An 18,549-nucleotide genomic window follows, 5' to 3' on the forward strand; every position below is an offset into this window, starting at 1 on the left:
CAACATACCCGCCCTACCGGCGAGTCACAACTGTGCCTCGCCCCGCGCTAATCAGCCCGTAGTTGGATTCAATGCTCAGACTTTTCGTGTTATGCCTCTTGCTTATCTCCTCCCTGCAAACCGCACTCGCCGACGTCAACATCGGCACCTGGAATCTGGAGCACCTGAGTGTGCGGCCCAACAAGGATTTCCAGAGCATCGCTAAAGTCGCGAAAAACGTGGACTTCCTTGCGGTGCAAGAACTCATGAGCGAAGACGCACTGAACACCCTCGCCAAGGAACTGACCCGGCAGACGGGTAAACACTGGAGCGCGATGGCGTCACACGCGGTGGGTCGATCGACCTACAAGGAAATGTACGGTTTCGTCTGGCGTGATGACATCGTGGCCTACGAAGATGGCGCAGTGACTTATCTGGATCGCGGCGACACCTTCGAACGCGAGCCCTACTCCGCCCGCTTCCGATCGATAAAGGACGACACGACCTTTGTGGTCGCCACGGTGCACATCCTTTACGGCAAGAATCAGGCTGACCGCGCTTCGGAAATCACCGCGCTGTCCAGCTACTGGGCGTGGTTGAAGGACACGTATCCTGGCAAAAACCAAATCATGTTGATGGGCGACTTCAACACCCCGCCGAACGCACCGGCCTGGAGCAACCTGGACGCCAGCGCGAAGCCATTAATGCTGGAGGGTGCCTCAACGCTGTCCACCACCGACGGTAAATTCGCGAACCTTTACGACAACGTCTTCGTGAGCAGGCAATCCGCGATCAAGGCCAGCGAGATCAAAGTCTTCAAATATCCAGAGTATCTGGGGATGACCAACGCCAAAGGCCGTGACAGCGTGTCGGACCATGCCCCGATCTTCTTCCGCGCGAGCTTCACGGGGGGCCGTCAGGTGGCAGCGTCTGCGGCGCCAGGCTCATCCTTGCCGAACCCGATGAAACCGGCGTCGCCGGATTCCAGCGGAAAAAACTTGACCGTGGCGATTCGCGGGAACAAAAAAACCATGATCTACCATCGCCCGGACTGCCCGTCATACAACTCGGTTTCAGAGAAGAACCGTATCGACTTCGCCAACGCCGCCGCTGCTGAAGCCCAGCATTATCATCTGGCGGGCAACTGCCGCTGATAGAGACCTCGTCGTGAGGGGCGCGCCTGATATCAGGTGGCGCCCTTGGCCTGACTTATCGACGTGCCAGATCGTGCTGGATGCAGCCGTCATAATACGTTTGCTTGACGGCTGCCGGTTTCAATCGCGATGGACTCTTATACGTCTGTTCGGTGATGCCTAGCGCCATTTTGCGCATCCAGGGTTGAGAAAACTTCTGTGCCTGAAGCTTCCGGCGCTGGCTGTATAAAGTCTTCCCGGACAGCTTCGATTGCTGCGCGACGCCAGCCATACCCGCTCCCCATTTACACACCTGCACATCCTGCTTACTGACAGTACGCGCTTGCACAGGGAGTGCCGCCATCATCAAAACAAAGGCCGTCACGCCCAATCCCATCTTTCGCATACGCCCTCGTCCCGGAATCACTTGAAAGAAAAGGATTTTTCCAGAAAACCCACGCCCTGCGGGCCATCAGATTGCCTTTTTTATGCGGGAACGCTTAGGTTGGCTCTACGGTCGCTGCCCCACCTGGTCCCTGTCGCTCTTCGTACACCCAAAAAGGCATGGATTTGAGGCCATGCATCGCATCAAGGGCCCATGGACACTCAAACAGATATGGCACATGGCCGCTTATCGGCGAGCGATTCAAAATGCCATGAAACAATGCAATTCTCTCTCGGTCGGTAGCCAGTCGCAGCTGCAACCCGGCTACTCGTCTCAGGCAGAGAACACGCATTACGATCCATGGCCGGAATCCAGTTTTTTTGCAGCCTGTATCGATCTCGAAATGAAGTGACAGCACCGCCGATGCATTCCGCGGACACCCTGTCAGGTACATAAGGACGTACTCAATTTCAGACCGGCGTACTCGACGCCCAACAGGCCCATGACGATGAATGATTCCAGGGATTTTGAAATTCATTACCGTTTCCGAGGCGAACCCCGGCACTTCTGCCACCATGCCAGTCACTTGTGTGAAAGCGAGGCGTTGCACTTTGCGACCTTGCACGCGGGTGTGGGCAATCTGGATGGCAGCGTCGCTGCGGGCCCCATGCGTCTGGCCATGCTCTATGCCGAAGGGCTGGGCGTGACTCAGGTTCAGTGGAAGCGAACCTGACGCGACAATTCTTCAAACAAACCAGGAATCAAGTGGTCGGTATTTACTGCAGCGCTCATTAAATCAGCAACGCGAGGTAAATATGTCCATTGATAACGCGCTTAAACACGAGGTTCTGACTCGACTCTTGCACGCACACCCTGCGGGTTTGGGGAAAGAAGTTCTGGACAACTATCGAGGGGAAAACGCGGTTGCGGATACCCTCGAGCATTTGCAGAAAGCCGGCTTGATTCACCACGGCTGTGTCGACAGCCCGGCAAAAGGTGAGCGAACGCTCAATTACCCGGTGAAGTTGAGTTCCGCTGGCGTAGAAGCCGCCAAGCAGCTTTGACCTGAATACCGTCGGTATCGAAAAGGGGAGAATGCTGGTGTTCTCCCCAAGTGCTGCAGACCCGATCATCCATGAGCCGGTCGGGTAGCAGCACTACAGGGGAACGAGAAGCATCCTACAAGCTGCGTCTGATTTCAGTCACTCAGACAATTGTGACTTAATTAGTCGAACAAGCCGCATCACACTGCCGGATAATCGCCCGTGCCGTCCGGCCAAGCCGTCAGCAATTCATAACCCGTTTCAGTGACCGCCACCATGTGCTCCCACTGTGCGGACAGCGACTGATCACGGGTCAACACGGTCCAACCGTCGCTCAACACGTGGGTGCCCGGCTTGCCGGCATTGATCATGGGCTCGATGGTAAAGACCATGCCCGGCTTGAGCTTGAGCCCCTTGCCTGCTGCGCCGTAGTGCAAGACCTGAGGTTCTTCGTGGTACTTACGGCCGATGCCGTGGCCGCAATACTCCCTCACGACGCTGAATCCCTCACGGTGGGCAACGGTTTGAATGGCGTGGCCGATATCGCCCAACGTCGCGCCCGGTTTCACCGCGTGAATACCCGCCAACGTTGCTTCGTAGGTGGTTGCGACCAGACGTTTCGCCAGCGGGCTGACCTCACCCACGTAATACATCCGGCTGGTGTCGCCGTACCAGCCATCCTTGATGACCGCCACGTCAATATTGACGATATCGCCTTCCTTGAGGATGTCGTCTGGTGATGGGATGCCGTGACAAACCACCGTGTTGGGCGAGATACAGGTGGTCTTGGTGAAACCGTGGTAACCCACATTGGCCGGGATGACTTTCAGTTCATTGACGATGAAATCGTTGCAGATGTCGTCCAGCGCCTCGGTGCTGATACCGGGTTTGACGTGCTGACCGATCATGGCGAGCACGTCTGCGGCGAGACGACCTGCGATGCGCAGTCCGACCAGATCGGCTTCGGTCTTGATACTCACGCTCATTGCGACACCACCCTGACCTGAGTCTCTGCGGCTGCACTTTCATCAGGCAAGGCACCCAATAAGGTATTTCCGGAGACCTCGGCGCGGATCAGCAATTGACAGATATCGGAGTAGTTCAGCCCCGGATTGAGCTCAGCGAGCATGCCGACCCGCATCCAGTGCTCGGCCTGGGCATTGATTGAGCGGCTTAGCGCGGCGCTGGCCGAGCGAATATTGGCGTGCATCTGTTCGGAAATCTTGACCAGTCCCATGACTTACCTCGCGTTCGATATACGAAGCATATATGTTTCATATATTTTCACGCAAGCCGCAGAACTGTTCTCGCATCACGCCGACGCTTGGGCAGCCGCATCCATCGCACATTCCGAAAGCGACGTCGCCAGCTGCGAAATAGCCTCCTGATCGTCCTCGCTCAGAGCGCGGTAGTGAGTGATGATCGCGCGCTCGGCGTCATTCAACGATTCGGCCGCCATCGGCGTCCGTTGGCCGGAGAGCACATACAGCACGTCAACGCCTTTCTTTCCTAGCGCGGCCAGGTAATCGGAACGGGGAATGCGTTCTCCGCTCTCATACTTCCCTTGGGCATTGGCCTCGACGCCGCCGATGGTGCCAAAGTCCTGCTGCGAAAGTCCGAGGCGCTTACGTTCTTCTTTCAGGCGGGAGCCAAGATCTTTCATATACGGGGGCCTCGTGTCTGACTGTGTCTAAACCAAGACCCCATTGGTCGAGGGGAGTTGCGAATCACCCGACAATTGTTCAAGCTTCGCGCTTTTCGGCTCAAGGAAACGCTCGACGCGGCCGATAACTCGGATGGACAGCTTGTCATTGATGTGGCAACCCGATTCTTGCAGTTCGGAGTACCAGACGTGATTACATTTTTACTGGGTTGGTGTGCCGTTTCAGTCGTGGGAACGGTGATCGCAGTCGGTCTCATCAGAGCGGGCAAGAAGCGCCAGCCCGAAGTCGATGACGCGCCCGCCACTGAGGCTGTTCCTATCGCTACGCCTGCGTCCTACGACCGCTAAGCCGTCCTTCGTTCTGCGTCACGCAGCGCTCGAGGCGAATGCTCACTCCACGGTACAATGCGCCTGTTCACCTGAGTAGGACAACGGGCCTGTCGCAAAGCCCATCTGCTCCAGGCCAATGCTGAACTGGCGTACCCCTGCCGCCAGCGCCAGAAAATCCTCACGCTGCATCTCGTTGCCCCAAACGCTGCTGAACGACGCTTCGCGCACCTGAGAGGGTTGGGCCTGGGCCGGGAAAGCCAGGGTGGTTTCGGCTTGATTCATTTGCATGGTCGATCCCTCTTCACTAAACACTGTGTGGATATACAGTATTTTCTCGGGCAACCAAACGCAAGCCTTGATTCGACGAGCGGTCGTCTTTGAAACGAACCGCGCGTTGAGGCGAAACCGTCAGACCTCAGCGAGGCCCTTGAGACGCTGGAGATCTTCGGCCGCGAGAACGATGCCTTCCGCGAGCGATATTTCCCGTTGTTGATAACGGCGATCCCCCGGCATGCGCCGCTGCCCCACCCCGTGCATCTGCCGCACCAGCTCTTCGCTGCGTTGCGCGAAGGCCTGACCACTGCCCTTGTCAGGGTCGATGACGATAATCGTCTGTCCGGTCCACGGCGTCTGGGCGCCCGGCTTGGTGGACATGTCGAACTCGAAGGAAAAATTGCCCCCCGTGAGCGCTGCTGACAGCAGTTCCACCATCATGGACAGCGCCGAACCCTTGTAACCCCCAAATGTTAGCAGCGCGCCGCCGTCGAGAATCGCCTTCGGGTCTACGGTCGGTTCACCGGCGCGATCAACGCCCATGCCCGGTGACAACAGGCGCCCTTCCCTTGCGGCGATCTGCACGTCACCGTGGGCAATGGCGCTGGTGGCCATGTCGAACACAATCGGCTGCCCCCCGGCACGCGGCGCCGCGAAGGCGATCGGGTTGGTGCCGAAGAGCGGCTTTTGCGCATCATGGGGCACCACGCAGGTCATGCTGTTGACCACGCTCAACGCCACCAGCCCTTCTTGGGCGAAAGGCTCGACGTCGGGCCAGAGCGCCGCAAAATGGTGGGAGTTGCGAATCGCCAGAATCGCGATCCCGGCCGTGCGCGCCTTTTCGATCAGCAGCGCCTTGGCGGCTTGCATGGCGGGCTGTGCGAAACCGCCACCGGCATCCACCCGAACGAATCCCGCGCCAACATCCTCGACGTTCGGCACTGCCTGACCATCGACCCAACCGGCTGCGAGGGATGACAGGTAGCCTTTGATGCGGAAGATGCCGTGACTGTGCGACCCGTCGCGCTCGGCGCTGGCGCAGTTTTCCGCCAGCACGCGCGCTACGTCTGCCGAGGTGCCATGGCGCAGAAATATCTGGCGCAGGAGTTCGGTCAGGTCGCTGTAGGAAATCGTCTGGGTGTCAACCGCGTCGCGGGGTGAGGACATCTGAAGCTCCGGTGTGATTATTGGAAGTGGAAGCCGAACAGAACGTAAATCAGCGCCTGAGAGTACTGTGGGCGAGCAACCGGGTAAACTGCGCACCTGCATCTTGCCCCTCGTTCGCTTCAACTGATCAAGGATCGTTCCATGGAGTGTCAGACCCTCGTTCTCGGCGCCGGCATCGTCGGCGTGTGTTCCGCCCTGCACCTGCAAGCCGCAGGCCAGAGCGTCGTGTTGCTTGATCGCAATGACCCTGGCACCGGGACCAGTCACGGCAACGCAGGGCTGATCGAACGCTCCAGCATCATTCCCTACGCCTTCCCCCGCGAGTGGACGCGCCTGGTTCGCTATGGCCTCAACCGGCAATCGTCGATGCGCTTCAACCCGGCGTTTCTGCCTCGCCTGTCGCCGTGGCTGCTTGAGTACTGGCGGCAGTCATCACCGAAAAACCTCGCCCGTGCCAGCGAGGCCATGCAACCGCTTATCGAACGGTGCGTCACCGAGCATGACCTGCTGGCCGAGGCCTCGGGCATGACCGGCTTGATGCGCGCCAAGGGCTGGATCGAGTTTTACCGCGATCAGAAGGAGTTCGATCTGGCATCCGCTGACGCCCGATCCTACGAGCAATACGGACTTCGCTTCGAGATTCTCGACGCCAGCCAACTGCGCGACCGCGAGCCGGACCTGAACGGCGTTGTCGGCGGCATTCATTGGCACGATCCGAAGAGCGTGACCGATCCTGGTGCACTGGTGCGGGGATACGCGGCGCTGTTTGCCCAGCGCGGCGGCGTGGTGCTCAAGGGGGATGCGCGGACCTTGAAGCAACAGGGCGCTGGTTGGGAGGTCGACAGTGCCCAGGGCCGAATCAGTGCCAGCAACGTGGTGGTGGCGATGGGGCCGCAATCCGCCGAGGTCTTCTCGACGCTGGGTTACCGCATCCCGCTGGCCATCAAGCGCGGCTACCACATGCATTACGCATCGCTGCGGGGCGCCGAGCTGCAACATTCGGTGATCGATGCTCAGGCGGGTTTCGTGCTGGCGCCGATGGCGAGAGGAATCCGCCTGACAACGGGCGTCGAGTTCGACGCCAGCGATGCACCGCCCAATGAAATCCAGTTGCGTCGCTGCGAAGCCATCGCCCGTACGCTCTATCCGCTGGGTGAACGGCTGGATGCCGAACCGTGGCTGGGGCGCCGGCCCTGTCTGCCGGACATGCGCCCGGTGATTGGCCCGGCCCCTCGTCACACGGGGCTGTGGTTCAACTTCGGTCACGCCCATCACGGGCTGACGCTGGGCCCTGTCACCGGACGCCTATTGGCCGAGATGATGACCGGCGCGCCGACGTTCACCGACCCGGCTCCTTACAGCCCCGCGCGCTTTCGGTAAGGGTTCAGCTCAGCCGCTTCTGGAAGAACAGGCGCTGGTGCCCTGGCGGGTAATCGTCGAGCTGGCCGAACGAGGCGTAGCCGTGTTTGCGATAGAACTCGGGGGCCTGAAAGTCGAAGGTGTCCAGCCAGACGCCCACGCAGTTGCGCTCACGGGCAAAGTCTTCGGCCATTTCCATTAACTGGCTGCCCATCCGCTGCCCACGGGCCTGCTCGGGCACGACCAGCAGTTCGATGAAGCACCAGCGATAGAGAACCCGGCCGTGAAGCCCGCCGATCACTGCGTCGGTGGTTTCATCCCTGACAAAGAACGCGAACTTTTCCGACAGGCCATCTCCCGCTTTCGCCGCGTTGTAGGCCTTGAGGGGTTCGAGAATCTGCAGACGTTCGTCTTCGCTGGGGTTGCTCTTGAATTCGATTCGCACGCTCATGCGTCGCTTCCTGCTGACATGGAAAAGGAACGCAAGGGTGTGGGATTTGGCGGAATGAGTAAAGCGGCGGCAAACAGAGGGAGCCGCCGAATGGGGCTCCCGGGTGGATGTGATCAGTCTTTCTGATCGCGGAGGATGTTGCCGGAGGTGCCGTCGATGCGGAATTCGTACGTCAGGCTATCGGCCTTGCGGCCTTCACCTTCCCAGTACCCTTTGTCATCGGCCTCGATCTTGTAGATCTCCGTGTAACCGGACGACTTCGCCTTTTCGATGGCCTTCTCGATGGTGATCCAGCCTGGGCCGGGCTTGTCCGCGAGGGCGAACGGGGCAGTGGCCAGAGCGGCGGTGGCGAGGACGGCAGCGGTAAGTGTCTTGATCATTTTTGAACTCCATTTCCCTTTGCGGGCTATTGACGTGCAGGGGGTTGGAGTCAATCGAAAGACGGATGGTTCAGGCGAGGTTTTGTAACGGGGTGCTGCACGGCGACCGGCAAACATCATCCTGGGATGACGACCGCCGGGAAGCCGGTGTTGCAGGGAGCCACATCAATCAGCGCTTGACCTTGCGACGCAGGATGCCGTTCAGCACCACGACCACCACGGCGACAAAAATGGCAATGTACTGGAATTTTTTCTCGTCGAGCACGCCGATGGTTTGCAGGTGCGACAGGCCGAGCATGATCACCAGCACACTCAAGGCGATGAGGATCGAATAAATCAGACGCTGTTTGTTGGTCATTACGGAGGTTCCTGAAAACGGGTCTAGATCGTTTGCACTGCCGCAAACGCGCCCGACATCTTACGCCGTCACAAAGGTGATAGCACCCTGGGCCTGCGCGTTCGATACTGCGGCGAAGCGTCTCGGTGACTGAACCCTGTCACTTTGCCGTGGTTTAATACCGGCAGTTTACGTTTGTTGTACGCAATTTTTCGTCGTTGAAAGGAGTCCCCAATGCCCCATGAAGGCAGCCTGTTGCAGGCCGCAGTCGTGTTTCTGCTCGCCGCCGTTCTGACGGTTCCCCTGGCCAAACGCCTGCAACTGGGCGCGGTGATCGGTTACCTGATCGCTGGCGTGATCATCGGCCCGTCGGGTCTGGGCCTGATCGGCAACCCGCAGAGCGTGGCGCATATTTCCGAGCTGGGCGTGGTCCTGCTGCTGTTCATCATCGGCCTAGAGCTGTCGCCCAAACGGTTATGGGTGATGCGCAAATCAGTGTTCGGCGTGGGTCTGGCGCAAGTGCTGCTCACGGGTCTGGTGATTGGCACCGTGGCGCTGCTGGGATTCGGCCAGCCGCTGAACAGCGCCGTGGTCCTCGGCTTGGGTCTGGCCCTGTCGTCCACGGCCTTCGGCCTGCAAAGCCTGGCCGAACGCAAGGAGCTGAACGCGCCCCACGGTCGCCTGGCCTTCGCGATTCTGCTGTTCCAGGACATCGCGGCGATCCCGCTGATCGCATTGGTGCCGATGCTGGCGGGCGGCGATCACGAAGCGTCGTCCGGCGATTCCCTGCGTCATGGTTTGCAGGTGCTGGGCGGCATTGCCGTGGTCGTGGTCGGCGGGCGGTATTTGCTGCGGCCGGTGTTCCGCATCGTCGCCAAGACCAAGCTGCAGGAAGTGTCCACGGCCACTGCGTTGCTGGTGGTGATCGGCACGGCCTATTTGATGGACCTGGTCGGCGTCTCGATGGCGCTGGGCGCGTTTCTCGCCGGTCTGCTGCTGGCGGATTCGGAATACCGCCACGAGCTGGAATCGCAAATCGAGCCGTTCAAGGGTCTGTTGTTGGGCCTGTTCTTCATCAGCGTCGGCATGGGGGCCAACCTGGGTCTGTTGCTGAGTTCGCCAATCACCGTGCTGGCCCTGACCGTTCTGCTGATCGGCCTGAAGCTGCCGCTGCTGTTCTTCGTTGGCCGGTTCGCCGGGGGCCTCGGCAAACAGAGCGCCTTGCGCTTGGGGCTGGTATTGGCGGCGGGCGGGGAGTTCGCCTTCGTGGTGTTCAAGATCGGCCGCGATCAAGGCCTGTTCGATGCCACGCTGTACGACACGCTGGTGCTGACCATCACGCTGTCCATGGCCCTTACCCCGCCGCTGTTGCTGGTGATGTCGCGCTGGCTCAAACCCAAAGCGGTGGTCAAGGAAGTGCCTGACGAATACCGGGACATCGACTCGGACAACCCTCGCGTGGTGATCGCGGGCATGGGCCGGATGGGGCAGATCGTGGCGCGTATCCTGCGCGCACAGAAGATCCCGTTCATCGCACTGGACACCTCGGTGGAAACCATCGAATTCACCCGCAGCTTCGGCAATGTCCCGGTGTTCTACGGCGACCCGCTGCGCCCTGAAATCCTCCGCGCGGCCAAGGTCGATCAGGCGGAATACTTCGTGATCGCCACCGACGACCCGGACACCAACATCAAGACCGCCGAACTGGTGCGCAAGCTGTACCCGCACCTGAAAATCATCGCCCGGGCCCGTAACCGGCAGCACGTGCATCGCCTGTTGGACCTCGACGCGCAGGCGGTTCGGGAAACCTTCTATTCCAGTCTGGAGATGACTCGGCGCACCCTGATTGGCCTGGGCTTGACCGAGGCGCAGGCGGCGGCGCGCATCAATCGCTTCAAGCGCCACGACGAACAGGTGCTCAACCGTCAGCACCTGATCTACGACGACGCGGCGAAGGTGATGCAAAGCGCACTGGAAGCCCGGACCGAGCTGGCCGAGCTGTTCGAGTCCGACCGCATGGATGAAGAAGCCGAACTGGCCGCCAGCAAACCCTGACGTCGTCCTGCGCTGAGTCGGCTAACGGCTCAGCGCGACGACGAACTCCAGAAAGGCGCGCACCTTGGCCGGTGGCAGATGGCGGGACGGGTACAACGCATACAGCGGGAAATACTCGTCCGGCCAGTCCGGAAACAGCTCCACCAGCCGCCCCTCCCGCAGCGCCGGTTCCACGCCCAACGCCAACACTTGCGCCACCGCCTGCCCTTCCTCGCAGATGCGATGCATCGTTCCCACGTCGTTGACCATCAACCGCCCACGCGTGTTGACGAACAGTCGCTCATCACCTCGATGAAATTCCCACGGAAACGGACGCCCGGTGTGCGAGTCGCGAAAATCGATGCACACGTGTTCGGGGCTCTGCAGATCGGTCGGGTGGTGCGGCGTGCCGTGCTTTTTCAGATACGCCGGGGAGGCGACGGTCAACACCCGCGTCTTGAGCAACTGACGACCGATCAGCGATGACGACGGCTGCTCCCCGAAACGCACGGCCAGGTCGACGCCGTCCGCGATCAGATCGCCCAGTTGCTCGCGGGTCACCAGGTCCAGTTCCAGTTCGGGATAGGTCGCCATAAAATCGCCCAATGCCGGGGCCAGGATCAGCCGGGAAAAATACGGATCGACGTTGACCCGCAACCGCCCGCGCACGGCCGTGGCGCTCCCGGACGCTTGGGTGGCCGCCTCTTCGAGCCCCGCCAGCAGCGGCGCAATCTCTTCGTAAAGGCGACGGCCCTCGTCGGTCAGCTTGACCGAGCGCGTGGTGCGGTCGAACAGGCGAATCCCGAGTCGGGCCTCCAACCGGGCCACTGCGCGACTGACACCGGATTGGGTCATGTCCAGCGCTTCGGCGGCCTTGACGAAACTGCCGCTGTCGACCACCGCCGACAGCACGCCCATGCCACTGACCAAACGTCCGTCGAAACTCATTGATGACTCTCCAGCATGGATGCGATGACACCCATGCTATCGGAGAATCAAACCGCCCGGCGCGATAATTCTCGCAACGGCGACATCAGGTCGCTCCGAATGAGGAAACGGATTCATGTACACGATCATGGGTGTGACCGGGCAAGTGGGCGGTGAAGTGGCGCGCAATCTTCTGGCAGCGGGCAAACCGGTGCGTGCGGTGGTGCGCAGCGCGGAGAAAGGCCAGGTGTGGGCGAATCAAGGTTGCGAGGTCGCGGTCGCCGAGGTGGACGACGTGTCGGCGTTGACGACCGCCTTCCAGAACAGCACTGCGGTATTCATTCTGCTGCCGCCGAACTTCTCGCCGACCGAAGGCTTTCCGGAAACCCGCAAGGTCATCGCCAACCTTCACGAAGCATTGACCGCGGCAGCCCCCGGCAAGGTGGTGTGCATTTCCACCATCGGCGCTCAGGCGACACAGCCCAATCTACTGAATCAGCTGCAACTGCTGGAGAAAAGCCTGAGCACACTCGAACTCCCGGTGACCTTCCTGCGTCCGGGCTGGTTCATGGAAAACTGCCTGTGGGACGTGGCGCCAGCGGTCGAAACCGGTGTGATTCCGAGTTTTTTACAGCCGCTGGACAAACCCGTGCCGATGATTGCCACGGCGGACGTCGGGCGTGTCGCCGCCGAGCTGTTGCAGGAGCAGTGGTTCGGCAAGCGGATCGTCGAGCTGGAAGCTGAAAGTCACGTCACGCCGAACCAGATCGCCGACACCTTTAGCGAACTGTTGGGCAAGCCGGTGTCGATGCAGGCGGTGCCACGCGACACCTGGCATGACCTGTTTACCTCGCAAGGCATGAGCAATCCGCTGCCGCGCATGCAGATGCTCGACGGCTTCAACGAAGGCTGGATTCGCTTCGAAGGGCTGCCACGCAAGGGCCATGTGACGCTGAAAACCGTGCTGGCCGGGCTGTTGGCGCGCTAAGTGGCGATCAGGCCTCCCGCGAGTTTTTCACGTGTTCGATGAAGCGCGTGACCGCAGGGGCCTTTTCGTAGCGGCGGTGGATCAGCGACAGGTATGAGGTGGGCTGACAGTCTTCGATGCGTCGATACAGCACGTTCGGCAACTGGATGTGATCGACCACCGATTCCGGGACCACTGCCACGCCCTGCCCCAGGCTCACCAGCGCAATCACAGACACCAGACCGCCCGGTTGAGGCCCCAGGGTCGGCGCAAAGCCGCCTTGGGCCGCCACTTCCAATGTCCCGGAAATCTGCTCGGGCAGAATGAACGCCTCGTTTTGCAGGTGCATCGCGTTGATCAGCTTGAGCTTGCTGAGCCATGACCCGCTCGGCAGCGCCAGGGCAAACCCTTCGGTCAGAAGCTTCACAGCGCTGACCGACTCCGGCAGGTTCATGGGCGAACGGATGAAGCCCACGTCCAGCCGCCCTTCTTCAATCATCCTCGGCAACGCCGGCATCAGGTATTCGGTGATCGCGAACTCGACGTCGGGATGCCCTTGGCGAAATTCCCCCACCTGACGCTGCAACACGCCCGAAAACACGGCCGAAGCGACGTACCCCAATTCGATCTTTCCCGCTTCGCCCCGTCCGGCCCGCTGCACGTTGTATTGCGCGGTCTCGAACTGACGCACCGCCAGCTCGGCCTCGATTTGCAAGGCGCGGCCTGCATCGGTCAGACGAACCTCCCGCTGCTCGCGGACGAACAACCGTGTGCCCAAGGCGCTTTCGAGATCCTGAATCTGCCGGGTCAACGTCGGCGGCGCGATGCCCAGTTGCTCGGCGGCACGGGTGAAATGACGGTGCCGGGCAACGGCGAGGAAGTAGCGAAAATGACGGATTTCCATGGCACGTTACCTGGCAGGTAATTGATTCGTGGGAGGCAGGTAACGAAGCATACGCCTTTCGGCGATATTCTGAATGTCACCGAACCCCCGGTATTGCGCTGCCGCTAGCAGGCCTCACCGCTACATGGGGCGCGCTCAGTCTGAAACATACGGATCGTGCCCCGAATGTCGCTCACTGAGCATTAGTCAAAACCTAACACTGGAGCTGCCATGCCTCATCCCAGCCCCCGCATGACGCTGCTCACCGCTTCCGGCGTGTGCTCGCTGATCGTGCTCGACACCAACATCGTGGCCGTGACCCTGCCGAGTATCGCCCGGGACCTGGGCGCGGGGTTCGCCGACATTGAATGGGTCGTCAGCGCTTACATGCTGGCGTTCGCCGCGTTGCTGCTGCCTGCAGGCAGTCTGGCGGACCGCTTCGGACGCAAGAAAATGCTGCTCACAGGCCTGGTGCTGTTCATTCTGGCCTCGGTGGGCTGTGGCGCCGCGCCGAGCATCGTGTTTCTCGACATCGCCCGGGCGATCAAGGGCGTGGGGGCCGCGCTGCTGTTGACCTCGGCGCTGGCCACCATCGGCCACGTGTTTCACGACGAAGTCGAACGGGCCAAGGCCTGGGCGTTCTGGGGCGCGTGCATGGGGGTGGCGATGACGGCTGCGCCCACCGTCGGCGGTTTGATCGCGGAGCTGGTGGGCTGGCGCTGGATTTTTTACCTCAACCTGCCGGTCGGTCTGCTGTTGCTGGCGATGGTGTCGCGCAACATCGGCGAGTCGCGTAATGAGCAGTCCGCCCGTCTGGACCCCATCGGCAGCCTGTTTTTCAGTGCCAGCCTGTTGAGCCTGATCTGGGGATTGATCGAAGCCAACCGCATCGGTTGGGACAACCCGTTGACCTTCGCCCGCCTGACTGGGGGCGCATTGTTACTGGGCCTGTTTGTGGTCGCGGAGCGCTTGCAGCGTCGGCCCATGGTGGATTTTCAGTTGTTCAGACACCCGCGCTTCATCGGCGCGTTGCTGGGCATGTTCGCCTACGCCGGGTGCGCTCAGGTGATGATGACGCTGCTGCCGTTCTATCTGCAAAACGGCCTCGGTTTCAGCGCCATCAGCTCGGGGCTGGGCATGTTGCCGTTTGCGATCACCATGTTGCTGCTCCCTCGGCTGGGGCCAAAACTGGCTCGGCACCTGTCGCCTGCCGCGATGATGGCGTTGGGGCTGACACTGGTCAGCACCGGCAACCTGCTGTGCGCCTGGGCCACCACGCTAGGGGGTTATCCGGCCTTCGCGCTGGCCATGGCGGTGACCGGCGCTGGCGCCGGACTGCTGAACGGTGACACCCAGAAAAACATCATGGCTTGCGTGCCTCGGGAGCGCACCGGCATGGCGTCGGGCATGAGCACCACCATGCGTTTCAGCGCGATCATGCTGGCAGTGGGTGTCTACGGCGCGCTGCTCGCCAGCCACACGTTGAAGGCGTTGAACCTGAGCCTGCGCAATCTCGCGCCGGAATGGCTCGATCAGGCCGAATACATCGCGTCCCGCGTAGTGGCCGGTGACATGAGCGCCGCGTTGCAAGCTGTCGACACGGGCCCCCGCGCCGTGGTGCAACTCTTGGCGCAGCAGGCGTTCGTGACGGGGTTCGGCTCGGTGTTGTGGGTCGCCGGGTGCGTCGGTCTGGTGGGCGCGGTGTTGGTGGGTACCCTGATGCGCAAACCCATCCCGGCCCTGCAACTCAATCCCGCCTGACTTTCCTCGATCCAAGGGGGTCAGTCCTGCCGTTTGAGCCATTCCCCAGGCGGCAGGCCCATTTCCTGAACGAACGCTTTGCTGAGCGCCGCCTGGGAGCTGTAGCCCACCGACGCGGCAATCACCTTGAGTTTCACGCCTTGCTTCATCAGGTCCCGCGCCAGCTTCATCCGCCACGCCGTGAGGTAGGCGATAGGTGACACGCCGACCACCTTGAGGAACTGCGCCGAGAATTTGCTGCGGGACATGCACGCCAGCTCGGCCAGTTGCCTGAGGTTCCAGTCCTGCTCCGGGTTCAGGTGAATCGCGTTGATCGCAGCGCCCAAATGCGGGTCGAGGATCGCGCTCAGCCCGCCCCGCGCAATCATCCCGTCCTCCATCGCCCGCCGCACCAGCACGATGAAGATGTATTCGAAGAGCACGCTCAGGCCCTTGCGATGTCCGGCACCTTGGACGCGAAATTCGGCCAACAGCGCCGTGATCACTGGCACCAGCGGCTCAATGTCCTTGAACGGAAACACCAGCGTGTCGGTGACGCCCAGCGGAAACGAGCGGCCCATGCTGACGCCGAACTCGAAGGTGGCGCAGAGGATATCGGCGCCCTGCTCGGTGGTCGGTTGCAGTTTGTAACGGCAGGTGCTCGGACACAGCAGAACGGTGGGGCCGTCCAGTTCGATGCGCGGATGACCGGGGCGAATCAACGCCAGGTCGCCGCGTTCGACGATGTGAATGAACGCCGTGCCGTCGGGCTTGTTGATGTCGAGGGTATCGAACACCGTCCCGGCGTAGAACAGCCGTCCGTTCATGTGGATTCGGTCGAAAAACTCGGATAGCGCGTCCATTGAGTCACTTCAGGCAAAAAACGCGGACGTCGGGACAAAACCCCTCCGACGTAAAGAACGAGGATAACCCTCACTTGCGACGCCCCGGTCGGCGGCGACCGCAAGAGGTTATTCCAATCCGAGGAGCCTCACAATGAGCACTGATTCGAACGTCAATTCCCTCTACCGTGACCCCGAAAACGGTGTGTTGCCGAAGGTCGATTTTTCCCTGGACCTCACGCGTGCCGCGCTGGTGGTGATCGATCCGCAGGTCGATTTCTTGAGCGAAAAAGGCGTGACCTGGTCGTTGGTGGGCAACAGCGTCACCGAGAATGGCGTGGTCGGCCACCTGGAGCAGTTATTCGCGGCGTCCAAACAGGCCGGGATCGCGGTGGTCATTTCCCCTCATTATTACTACCCCTGTGACCACACTTGGGAGCATGGCGGACCGCTGGAAAAAATGATGCACGACGTTGGCATGTTCGACCGGACTTCGCCGCTGGACCTGACTGGCTTCGACGGCTCCGGCGCTGACTTCATGCCGCAGTACAAACCGTACATTCTCGACGGCAAAACCATCATCTGCTCGCCGCACAAAATCTACGGCCCGCAGACCAACGACCTGACTCTGCAACTGCGCAAACAAGGGGTCTCGCAGGTGATTCTGGCGGGGATGGCGGCGAACCTGTGCGTCGAATCGCACCTGCGTGATCTGGTGGAGCAAGGCTTCGAAGTGGTCGTGGTGCGCGACGCGACGGCCGCGCCGCAGGTGCCGGAAGGTGACGGGTATCAGGCGGCGTTGATCAACTACCGGTTCATTGCGCATGGGTTGTGGACCACGGCGCAGGTGTTGGAGCAGTTGCAGAGCCGGTGATCGGACTGCGGCACGAGACCTTCGTGGGAGCGACTTCATTCGCGAATGGGTTTACAGGCGACATATCTGCGTCGGCTGTACCTCCTTCGCGAATGAATTCGCTCCCACAGTTGAATCAGCGTCTGGCAGAAAATTCAGCGGCAATCTCGAATTCCACAGGCTGATGGTCTTAACAAAGCGATTCATGAATGGATTTTTTTTGGACTTAGGGAATAACCCTCCCCCGGCTTCGTCATACGGGCTCAAGAAGTTATTAACCCTGAAATGAGGAAGCCTCCCATGAAAACCACACTGATCGCCCTGACCCTGACCGTGTTGAGCAGCGTTGCCCTGACCGCCCACGCTGACATGAAGAACATGCCGCAGGTGCAGGAATACACCTACGGCACCAAGCTCGACATCGCCGAAGTCACCAAGACCCCGAACCTGAATTTCTGCGGCGTGCGTCCGGTGGACCTGGGCTACGTCGATCACATGGGCAAGGCCCACACCCTGCGTTATGAAACCAGCGGCAACACGTGCCTGGGCGACAACTGATTGACCGATCGCTCGATCACTGCGCGGCGAGGCGCCACATCCGCGCCAGATCTCGTGCCCGGTCGTGCAGCAGGGACGCGGCGTTGTCGCAGGCCTGCTCCAGCGTCATCGGCCCGCTGGCCAAGGCAAACGCCGCGCTGATGCCGTGTTCGTAAAGGTCCGCGTAGCCCTCGCCCAAGGTGCCCGCGAGCACGATCACCGGCACGCCATGGCGCTGAGCGATTTTCGCGACACCGAACGGCGTCTTGCCGCGCAGGGTCTGGGCATCGAAGCGCCCTTCCCCGGTGATCACCAGATCGGCGCCCTGAAGGGCGTCGGCCAGACCGGTCAGGTCAGCGACCACTTCCACACCCGGCCGAAACGAGGCGTTCAGGTAGGCTTTGGCGGCGAAGCCCATTCCCCCTGCCGCGCCAGTGCCAGGGTACTCGCTGTCATCCTTGCCCAGCACGCGGGCCGAGACTTCGGCGAAGTGGCCCAACGCTGCGTCCAATGCCAGCACCTGCTCCGGCGAAGCGCCTTTCTGTGGCCCGAAAATATGTGAGGCGCCGTTGGGTCCGCAGAGTGGGTTGTTGACGTCGGCGGCGACTTCGAACTGCACGTCCTTGAGACGCGCATCCAGGCCACCCAGATCAATCTGCGCGACCTGGCTCAGCGCCAGACCGCCGGGGGGCAGCGGCTTGCCCTCTTCATCGAGAAAGCGCGCACCCAACGCCGACAGCATGCCGGTGCCCGCATCGTTGGTGGCACTGCCGCCGATGGCCAGAATCACGCGCTGCGCACCGGCGTCCAACGCGGCGGCGATCAGTTCGCCGGTGCCGTACGTCGTCGTGACCGTGGCATCGCGCTGTTTCAGGGTCAGCATCTGCAAGCCGCTGGCCATCGCCATTTCGATGATCGCGGTACGGGTATCAGGCAACCATCCCCACTGCGCCTGGGTCGATGCGCCCAACGGTCCTGTTGCGTCGGTGGTCATCCATTGCCCGCCACACGCCGCCAACACCGCTTCGATGGTGCCTTCGCCGCCATCGGCCATTGGGCATTCGACCAGCCGCGCGTCCGGCCACACCTCACGCAAGCCGCTGGCAATGGCCTGGGCAACACCTTGGGCGCTGAGGCTGTCCTTGAAGGAATCCGGGGCGATGACGATGTTCATGGTGTTCTCCTTATCGATGGTCGCGATCTTCGCACGGGTGTCGAGAAATTCCGCCTGCCCTTCGCACAACGCGGTCAGGCGCTGTGTTGTTC

23 protein-coding genes are annotated in these 18,549 nt (G+C 61.1%); 10 read left to right on the top strand and 13 right to left on the bottom strand.

The features are described from left to right. Window positions 1–71 precede the first annotated feature (71 nt). The gene (locus tag AAEO81_RS18875; protein WP_341958505.1) at window positions 72–1,133 is read left to right on the top strand and encodes an endonuclease/exonuclease/phosphatase family protein; all 1,062 of its coding nucleotides are present in this window, start codon (window positions 72–74) and stop codon (window positions 1,131–1,133) included. 55 nt (window positions 1,134–1,188) lie between these two features. On the opposite strand, the gene AAEO81_RS18880 is transcribed toward AAEO81_RS18875, so the two are convergent. Then, complete coding sequence (locus AAEO81_RS18880) at window positions 1,189–1,518, bottom strand: hypothetical protein (RefSeq protein ID WP_178115744.1); 330 nt, start codon at window positions 1,516–1,518, stop codon at window positions 1,189–1,191. A 172-nt stretch (window positions 1,519–1,690) separates the two neighbouring features. Between AAEO81_RS18880 and AAEO81_RS18885 the strand changes: the two genes are divergently transcribed. From AAEO81_RS18885 to AAEO81_RS18895, 3 genes are all read left to right on the top strand, one after another. Beyond that, on the top strand, window positions 1,691–1,909 hold the full coding sequence (locus AAEO81_RS18885) for a hypothetical protein (protein WP_341958506.1): 219 nt from the start codon (window positions 1,691–1,693) through the stop codon (window positions 1,907–1,909). A 96-nt stretch (window positions 1,910–2,005) separates the two neighbouring features. Further along, entirely contained in the window at window positions 2,006–2,230 is a 225-nt protein-coding gene (locus AAEO81_RS18890) for a DUF6555 family protein (protein ID WP_341958508.1), read from the top strand. Between the two features lie 82 nt (window positions 2,231–2,312). Further along, complete coding sequence (locus AAEO81_RS18895) at window positions 2,313–2,561, top strand: hypothetical protein (protein WP_166596858.1); 249 nt, start codon at window positions 2,313–2,315, stop codon at window positions 2,559–2,561. A gap of 179 nt (window positions 2,562–2,740) precedes the next feature. Here AAEO81_RS18895 and map read toward each other — a convergent pair whose 3' ends face one another. The 5 genes from map to AAEO81_RS18920 form a co-directional block, all read right to left on the bottom strand. Further along, a complete protein-coding gene (gene map, locus AAEO81_RS18900; RefSeq protein ID WP_341958510.1) occupies window positions 2,741–3,526 on the bottom strand; it encodes a type I methionyl aminopeptidase in 786 nt (261 codons plus the stop codon). Further along, on the bottom strand, window positions 3,523–3,777 hold the full coding sequence (locus AAEO81_RS18905; protein ID WP_341958511.1) for a ParD-like family protein: 255 nt from the start codon (window positions 3,775–3,777) through the stop codon (window positions 3,523–3,525). Before AAEO81_RS18905 ends, map begins: the two co-directional genes overlap by 4 nt. Before the next feature lie 75 nt (window positions 3,778–3,852). Further along, entirely contained in the window at window positions 3,853–4,203 is a 351-nt protein-coding gene (locus AAEO81_RS18910; protein WP_341958512.1) for a helix-turn-helix transcriptional regulator, read from the bottom strand. Window positions 4,204–4,593: 390 nt separating this feature from the next. Beyond that, entirely contained in the window at window positions 4,594–4,821 is a 228-nt protein-coding gene (locus AAEO81_RS18915) for a hypothetical protein (protein ID WP_341958513.1), read from the bottom strand. A gap of 120 nt (window positions 4,822–4,941) precedes the next feature. Further along, the gene (locus AAEO81_RS18920) at window positions 4,942–5,973 is read right to left on the bottom strand and encodes an Ldh family oxidoreductase (protein ID WP_341958514.1); all 1,032 of its coding nucleotides are present in this window, start codon (window positions 5,971–5,973) and stop codon (window positions 4,942–4,944) included. A gap of 141 nt (window positions 5,974–6,114) precedes the next feature. On the opposite strand from AAEO81_RS18920, the gene AAEO81_RS18925 reads away from it, so the two are divergent. Then, the gene (locus AAEO81_RS18925) at window positions 6,115–7,353 is read left to right on the top strand and encodes an FAD-dependent oxidoreductase (RefSeq protein ID WP_341958515.1); all 1,239 of its coding nucleotides are present in this window, start codon (window positions 6,115–6,117) and stop codon (window positions 7,351–7,353) included. A 4-nt stretch (window positions 7,354–7,357) separates the two neighbouring features. On the opposite strand, the gene AAEO81_RS18930 is transcribed toward AAEO81_RS18925, so the two are convergent. The 3 genes from AAEO81_RS18930 to AAEO81_RS18940 form a co-directional block, all read right to left on the bottom strand. Next, window positions 7,358–7,783, bottom strand: a complete 426-nt coding sequence (locus AAEO81_RS18930) for an N-acetyltransferase (RefSeq protein WP_341958516.1) — start codon at window positions 7,781–7,783, stop codon at window positions 7,358–7,360. 113 nt (window positions 7,784–7,896) lie between these two features. Next, the gene (locus AAEO81_RS18935; protein WP_166596851.1) at window positions 7,897–8,163 is read right to left on the bottom strand and encodes a PepSY domain-containing protein; all 267 of its coding nucleotides are present in this window, start codon (window positions 8,161–8,163) and stop codon (window positions 7,897–7,899) included. Between the two features lie 169 nt (window positions 8,164–8,332). Continuing rightward, the gene (locus AAEO81_RS18940; protein ID WP_166596850.1) at window positions 8,333–8,521 is read right to left on the bottom strand and encodes a hypothetical protein; all 189 of its coding nucleotides are present in this window, start codon (window positions 8,519–8,521) and stop codon (window positions 8,333–8,335) included. A 213-nt stretch (window positions 8,522–8,734) separates the two neighbouring features. Here AAEO81_RS18940 and AAEO81_RS18945 point away from each other — a divergent pair, with 213 nt between their 5' ends. Further along, the gene (locus AAEO81_RS18945) at window positions 8,735–10,555 is read left to right on the top strand and encodes a monovalent cation:proton antiporter-2 (CPA2) family protein (protein WP_166596849.1); all 1,821 of its coding nucleotides are present in this window, start codon (window positions 8,735–8,737) and stop codon (window positions 10,553–10,555) included. A gap of 21 nt (window positions 10,556–10,576) precedes the next feature. Here the strand turns inward: AAEO81_RS18945 and AAEO81_RS18950 are convergent, their stop codons facing one another. Beyond that, window positions 10,577–11,482 carry a LysR substrate-binding domain-containing protein gene (locus tag AAEO81_RS18950; protein ID WP_341958517.1) on the bottom strand — a complete coding sequence of 302 codons (906 nt, stop codon included), beginning with the start codon at window positions 11,480–11,482 and terminating at the stop codon, window positions 10,577–10,579. A 115-nt stretch (window positions 11,483–11,597) separates the two neighbouring features. Here AAEO81_RS18950 and AAEO81_RS18955 point away from each other — a divergent pair, with 115 nt between their 5' ends. Continuing rightward, window positions 11,598–12,449 (top strand): NmrA family NAD(P)-binding protein, encoded by an 852-nt coding sequence (locus tag AAEO81_RS18955; protein ID WP_341958518.1) that lies wholly within the window; start codon window positions 11,598–11,600, stop codon window positions 12,447–12,449. 7 nt (window positions 12,450–12,456) lie between these two features. On the opposite strand, the gene AAEO81_RS18960 is transcribed toward AAEO81_RS18955, so the two are convergent. Continuing rightward, window positions 12,457–13,332, bottom strand: a complete 876-nt coding sequence (locus AAEO81_RS18960) for a LysR substrate-binding domain-containing protein (RefSeq protein ID WP_341958519.1) — start codon at window positions 13,330–13,332, stop codon at window positions 12,457–12,459. A gap of 210 nt (window positions 13,333–13,542) precedes the next feature. Between AAEO81_RS18960 and AAEO81_RS18965 the strand changes: the two genes are divergently transcribed. Continuing rightward, window positions 13,543–15,072 (top strand): MFS transporter, encoded by a 1,530-nt coding sequence (locus tag AAEO81_RS18965; protein WP_341958520.1) that lies wholly within the window; start codon window positions 13,543–13,545, stop codon window positions 15,070–15,072. A gap of 20 nt (window positions 15,073–15,092) precedes the next feature. Here the strand turns inward: AAEO81_RS18965 and AAEO81_RS18970 are convergent, their stop codons facing one another. Then, entirely contained in the window at window positions 15,093–15,914 is an 822-nt protein-coding gene (locus AAEO81_RS18970) for an AraC family transcriptional regulator (RefSeq protein WP_341958521.1), read from the bottom strand. 133 nt (window positions 15,915–16,047) lie between these two features. Between AAEO81_RS18970 and AAEO81_RS18975 the strand changes: the two genes are divergently transcribed. Next, window positions 16,048–16,767 (top strand): cysteine hydrolase, encoded by a 720-nt coding sequence (locus tag AAEO81_RS18975; protein ID WP_341958522.1) that lies wholly within the window; start codon window positions 16,048–16,050, stop codon window positions 16,765–16,767. A 279-nt stretch (window positions 16,768–17,046) separates the two neighbouring features. After that, window positions 17,047–17,304, top strand: a complete 258-nt coding sequence (locus tag AAEO81_RS18980) for a DUF2790 domain-containing protein (protein WP_166596842.1) — start codon at window positions 17,047–17,049, stop codon at window positions 17,302–17,304. A 16-nt stretch (window positions 17,305–17,320) separates the two neighbouring features. On the opposite strand, the gene AAEO81_RS18985 is transcribed toward AAEO81_RS18980, so the two are convergent. Beyond that, window positions 17,321–18,457, bottom strand: coding sequence for a glycerate kinase (locus AAEO81_RS18985; protein WP_341958523.1), 1,137 nt, complete (start codon window positions 18,455–18,457; stop codon window positions 17,321–17,323). Between the last annotated feature and the right edge of the window lie 92 nt (window positions 18,458–18,549).

Source organism: Pseudomonas sp. RC10, assembly GCF_038397775.1.
In the GTDB taxonomy this organism is placed as follows: Bacteria; Pseudomonadota; Gammaproteobacteria; order Pseudomonadales; family Pseudomonadaceae; genus Aquipseudomonas; species Aquipseudomonas bambusae.

Coding starts and splice junctions, on each gene's coding strand:
- AAEO81_RS18875 (WP_341958505.1), top strand. CDS start 72: ATGCTCAGACTTTTCGTGTTATGCCTCTTGCTTATCTCCTCCCTGCAA.
- AAEO81_RS18880 (WP_178115744.1), bottom strand. CDS start 1,518: ATGCGAAAGATGGGATTGGGCGTGACGGCCTTTGTTTTGATGATGGCG.
- AAEO81_RS18885 (WP_341958506.1), top strand. CDS start 1,691: ATGCATCGCATCAAGGGCCCATGGACACTCAAACAGATATGGCACATG.
- AAEO81_RS18890 (WP_341958508.1), top strand. CDS start 2,006: ATGAATGATTCCAGGGATTTTGAAATTCATTACCGTTTCCGAGGCGAA.
- AAEO81_RS18895 (WP_166596858.1), top strand. CDS start 2,313: ATGTCCATTGATAACGCGCTTAAACACGAGGTTCTGACTCGACTCTTG.
- map (WP_341958510.1), bottom strand. CDS start 3,526: ATGAGCGTGAGTATCAAGACCGAAGCCGATCTGGTCGGACTGCGCATC.
- AAEO81_RS18905 (WP_341958511.1), bottom strand. CDS start 3,777: ATGGGACTGGTCAAGATTTCCGAACAGATGCACGCCAATATTCGCTCG.
- AAEO81_RS18910 (WP_341958512.1), bottom strand. CDS start 4,203: ATGAAAGATCTTGGCTCCCGCCTGAAAGAAGAACGTAAGCGCCTCGGA.
- AAEO81_RS18915 (WP_341958513.1), bottom strand. CDS start 4,821: ATGCAAATGAATCAAGCCGAAACCACCCTGGCTTTCCCGGCCCAGGCC.
- AAEO81_RS18920 (WP_341958514.1), bottom strand. CDS start 5,973: ATGTCCTCACCCCGCGACGCGGTTGACACCCAGACGATTTCCTACAGC.
- AAEO81_RS18925 (WP_341958515.1), top strand. CDS start 6,115: ATGGAGTGTCAGACCCTCGTTCTCGGCGCCGGCATCGTCGGCGTGTGT.
- AAEO81_RS18930 (WP_341958516.1), bottom strand. CDS start 7,783: ATGAGCGTGCGAATCGAATTCAAGAGCAACCCCAGCGAAGACGAACGT.
- AAEO81_RS18935 (WP_166596851.1), bottom strand. CDS start 8,163: ATGATCAAGACACTTACCGCTGCCGTCCTCGCCACCGCCGCTCTGGCC.
- AAEO81_RS18940 (WP_166596850.1), bottom strand. CDS start 8,521: ATGACCAACAAACAGCGTCTGATTTATTCGATCCTCATCGCCTTGAGT.
- AAEO81_RS18945 (WP_166596849.1), top strand. CDS start 8,735: ATGCCCCATGAAGGCAGCCTGTTGCAGGCCGCAGTCGTGTTTCTGCTC.
- AAEO81_RS18950 (WP_341958517.1), bottom strand. CDS start 11,482: ATGAGTTTCGACGGACGTTTGGTCAGTGGCATGGGCGTGCTGTCGGCG.
- AAEO81_RS18955 (WP_341958518.1), top strand. CDS start 11,598: ATGTACACGATCATGGGTGTGACCGGGCAAGTGGGCGGTGAAGTGGCG.
- AAEO81_RS18960 (WP_341958519.1), bottom strand. CDS start 13,332: ATGGAAATCCGTCATTTTCGCTACTTCCTCGCCGTTGCCCGGCACCGT.
- AAEO81_RS18965 (WP_341958520.1), top strand. CDS start 13,543: ATGCCTCATCCCAGCCCCCGCATGACGCTGCTCACCGCTTCCGGCGTG.
- AAEO81_RS18970 (WP_341958521.1), bottom strand. CDS start 15,914: ATGGACGCGCTATCCGAGTTTTTCGACCGAATCCACATGAACGGACGG.
- AAEO81_RS18975 (WP_341958522.1), top strand. CDS start 16,048: ATGAGCACTGATTCGAACGTCAATTCCCTCTACCGTGACCCCGAAAAC.
- AAEO81_RS18980 (WP_166596842.1), top strand. CDS start 17,047: ATGAAAACCACACTGATCGCCCTGACCCTGACCGTGTTGAGCAGCGTT.
- AAEO81_RS18985 (WP_341958523.1), bottom strand. CDS start 18,457: ATGAACATCGTCATCGCCCCGGATTCCTTCAAGGACAGCCTCAGCGCC.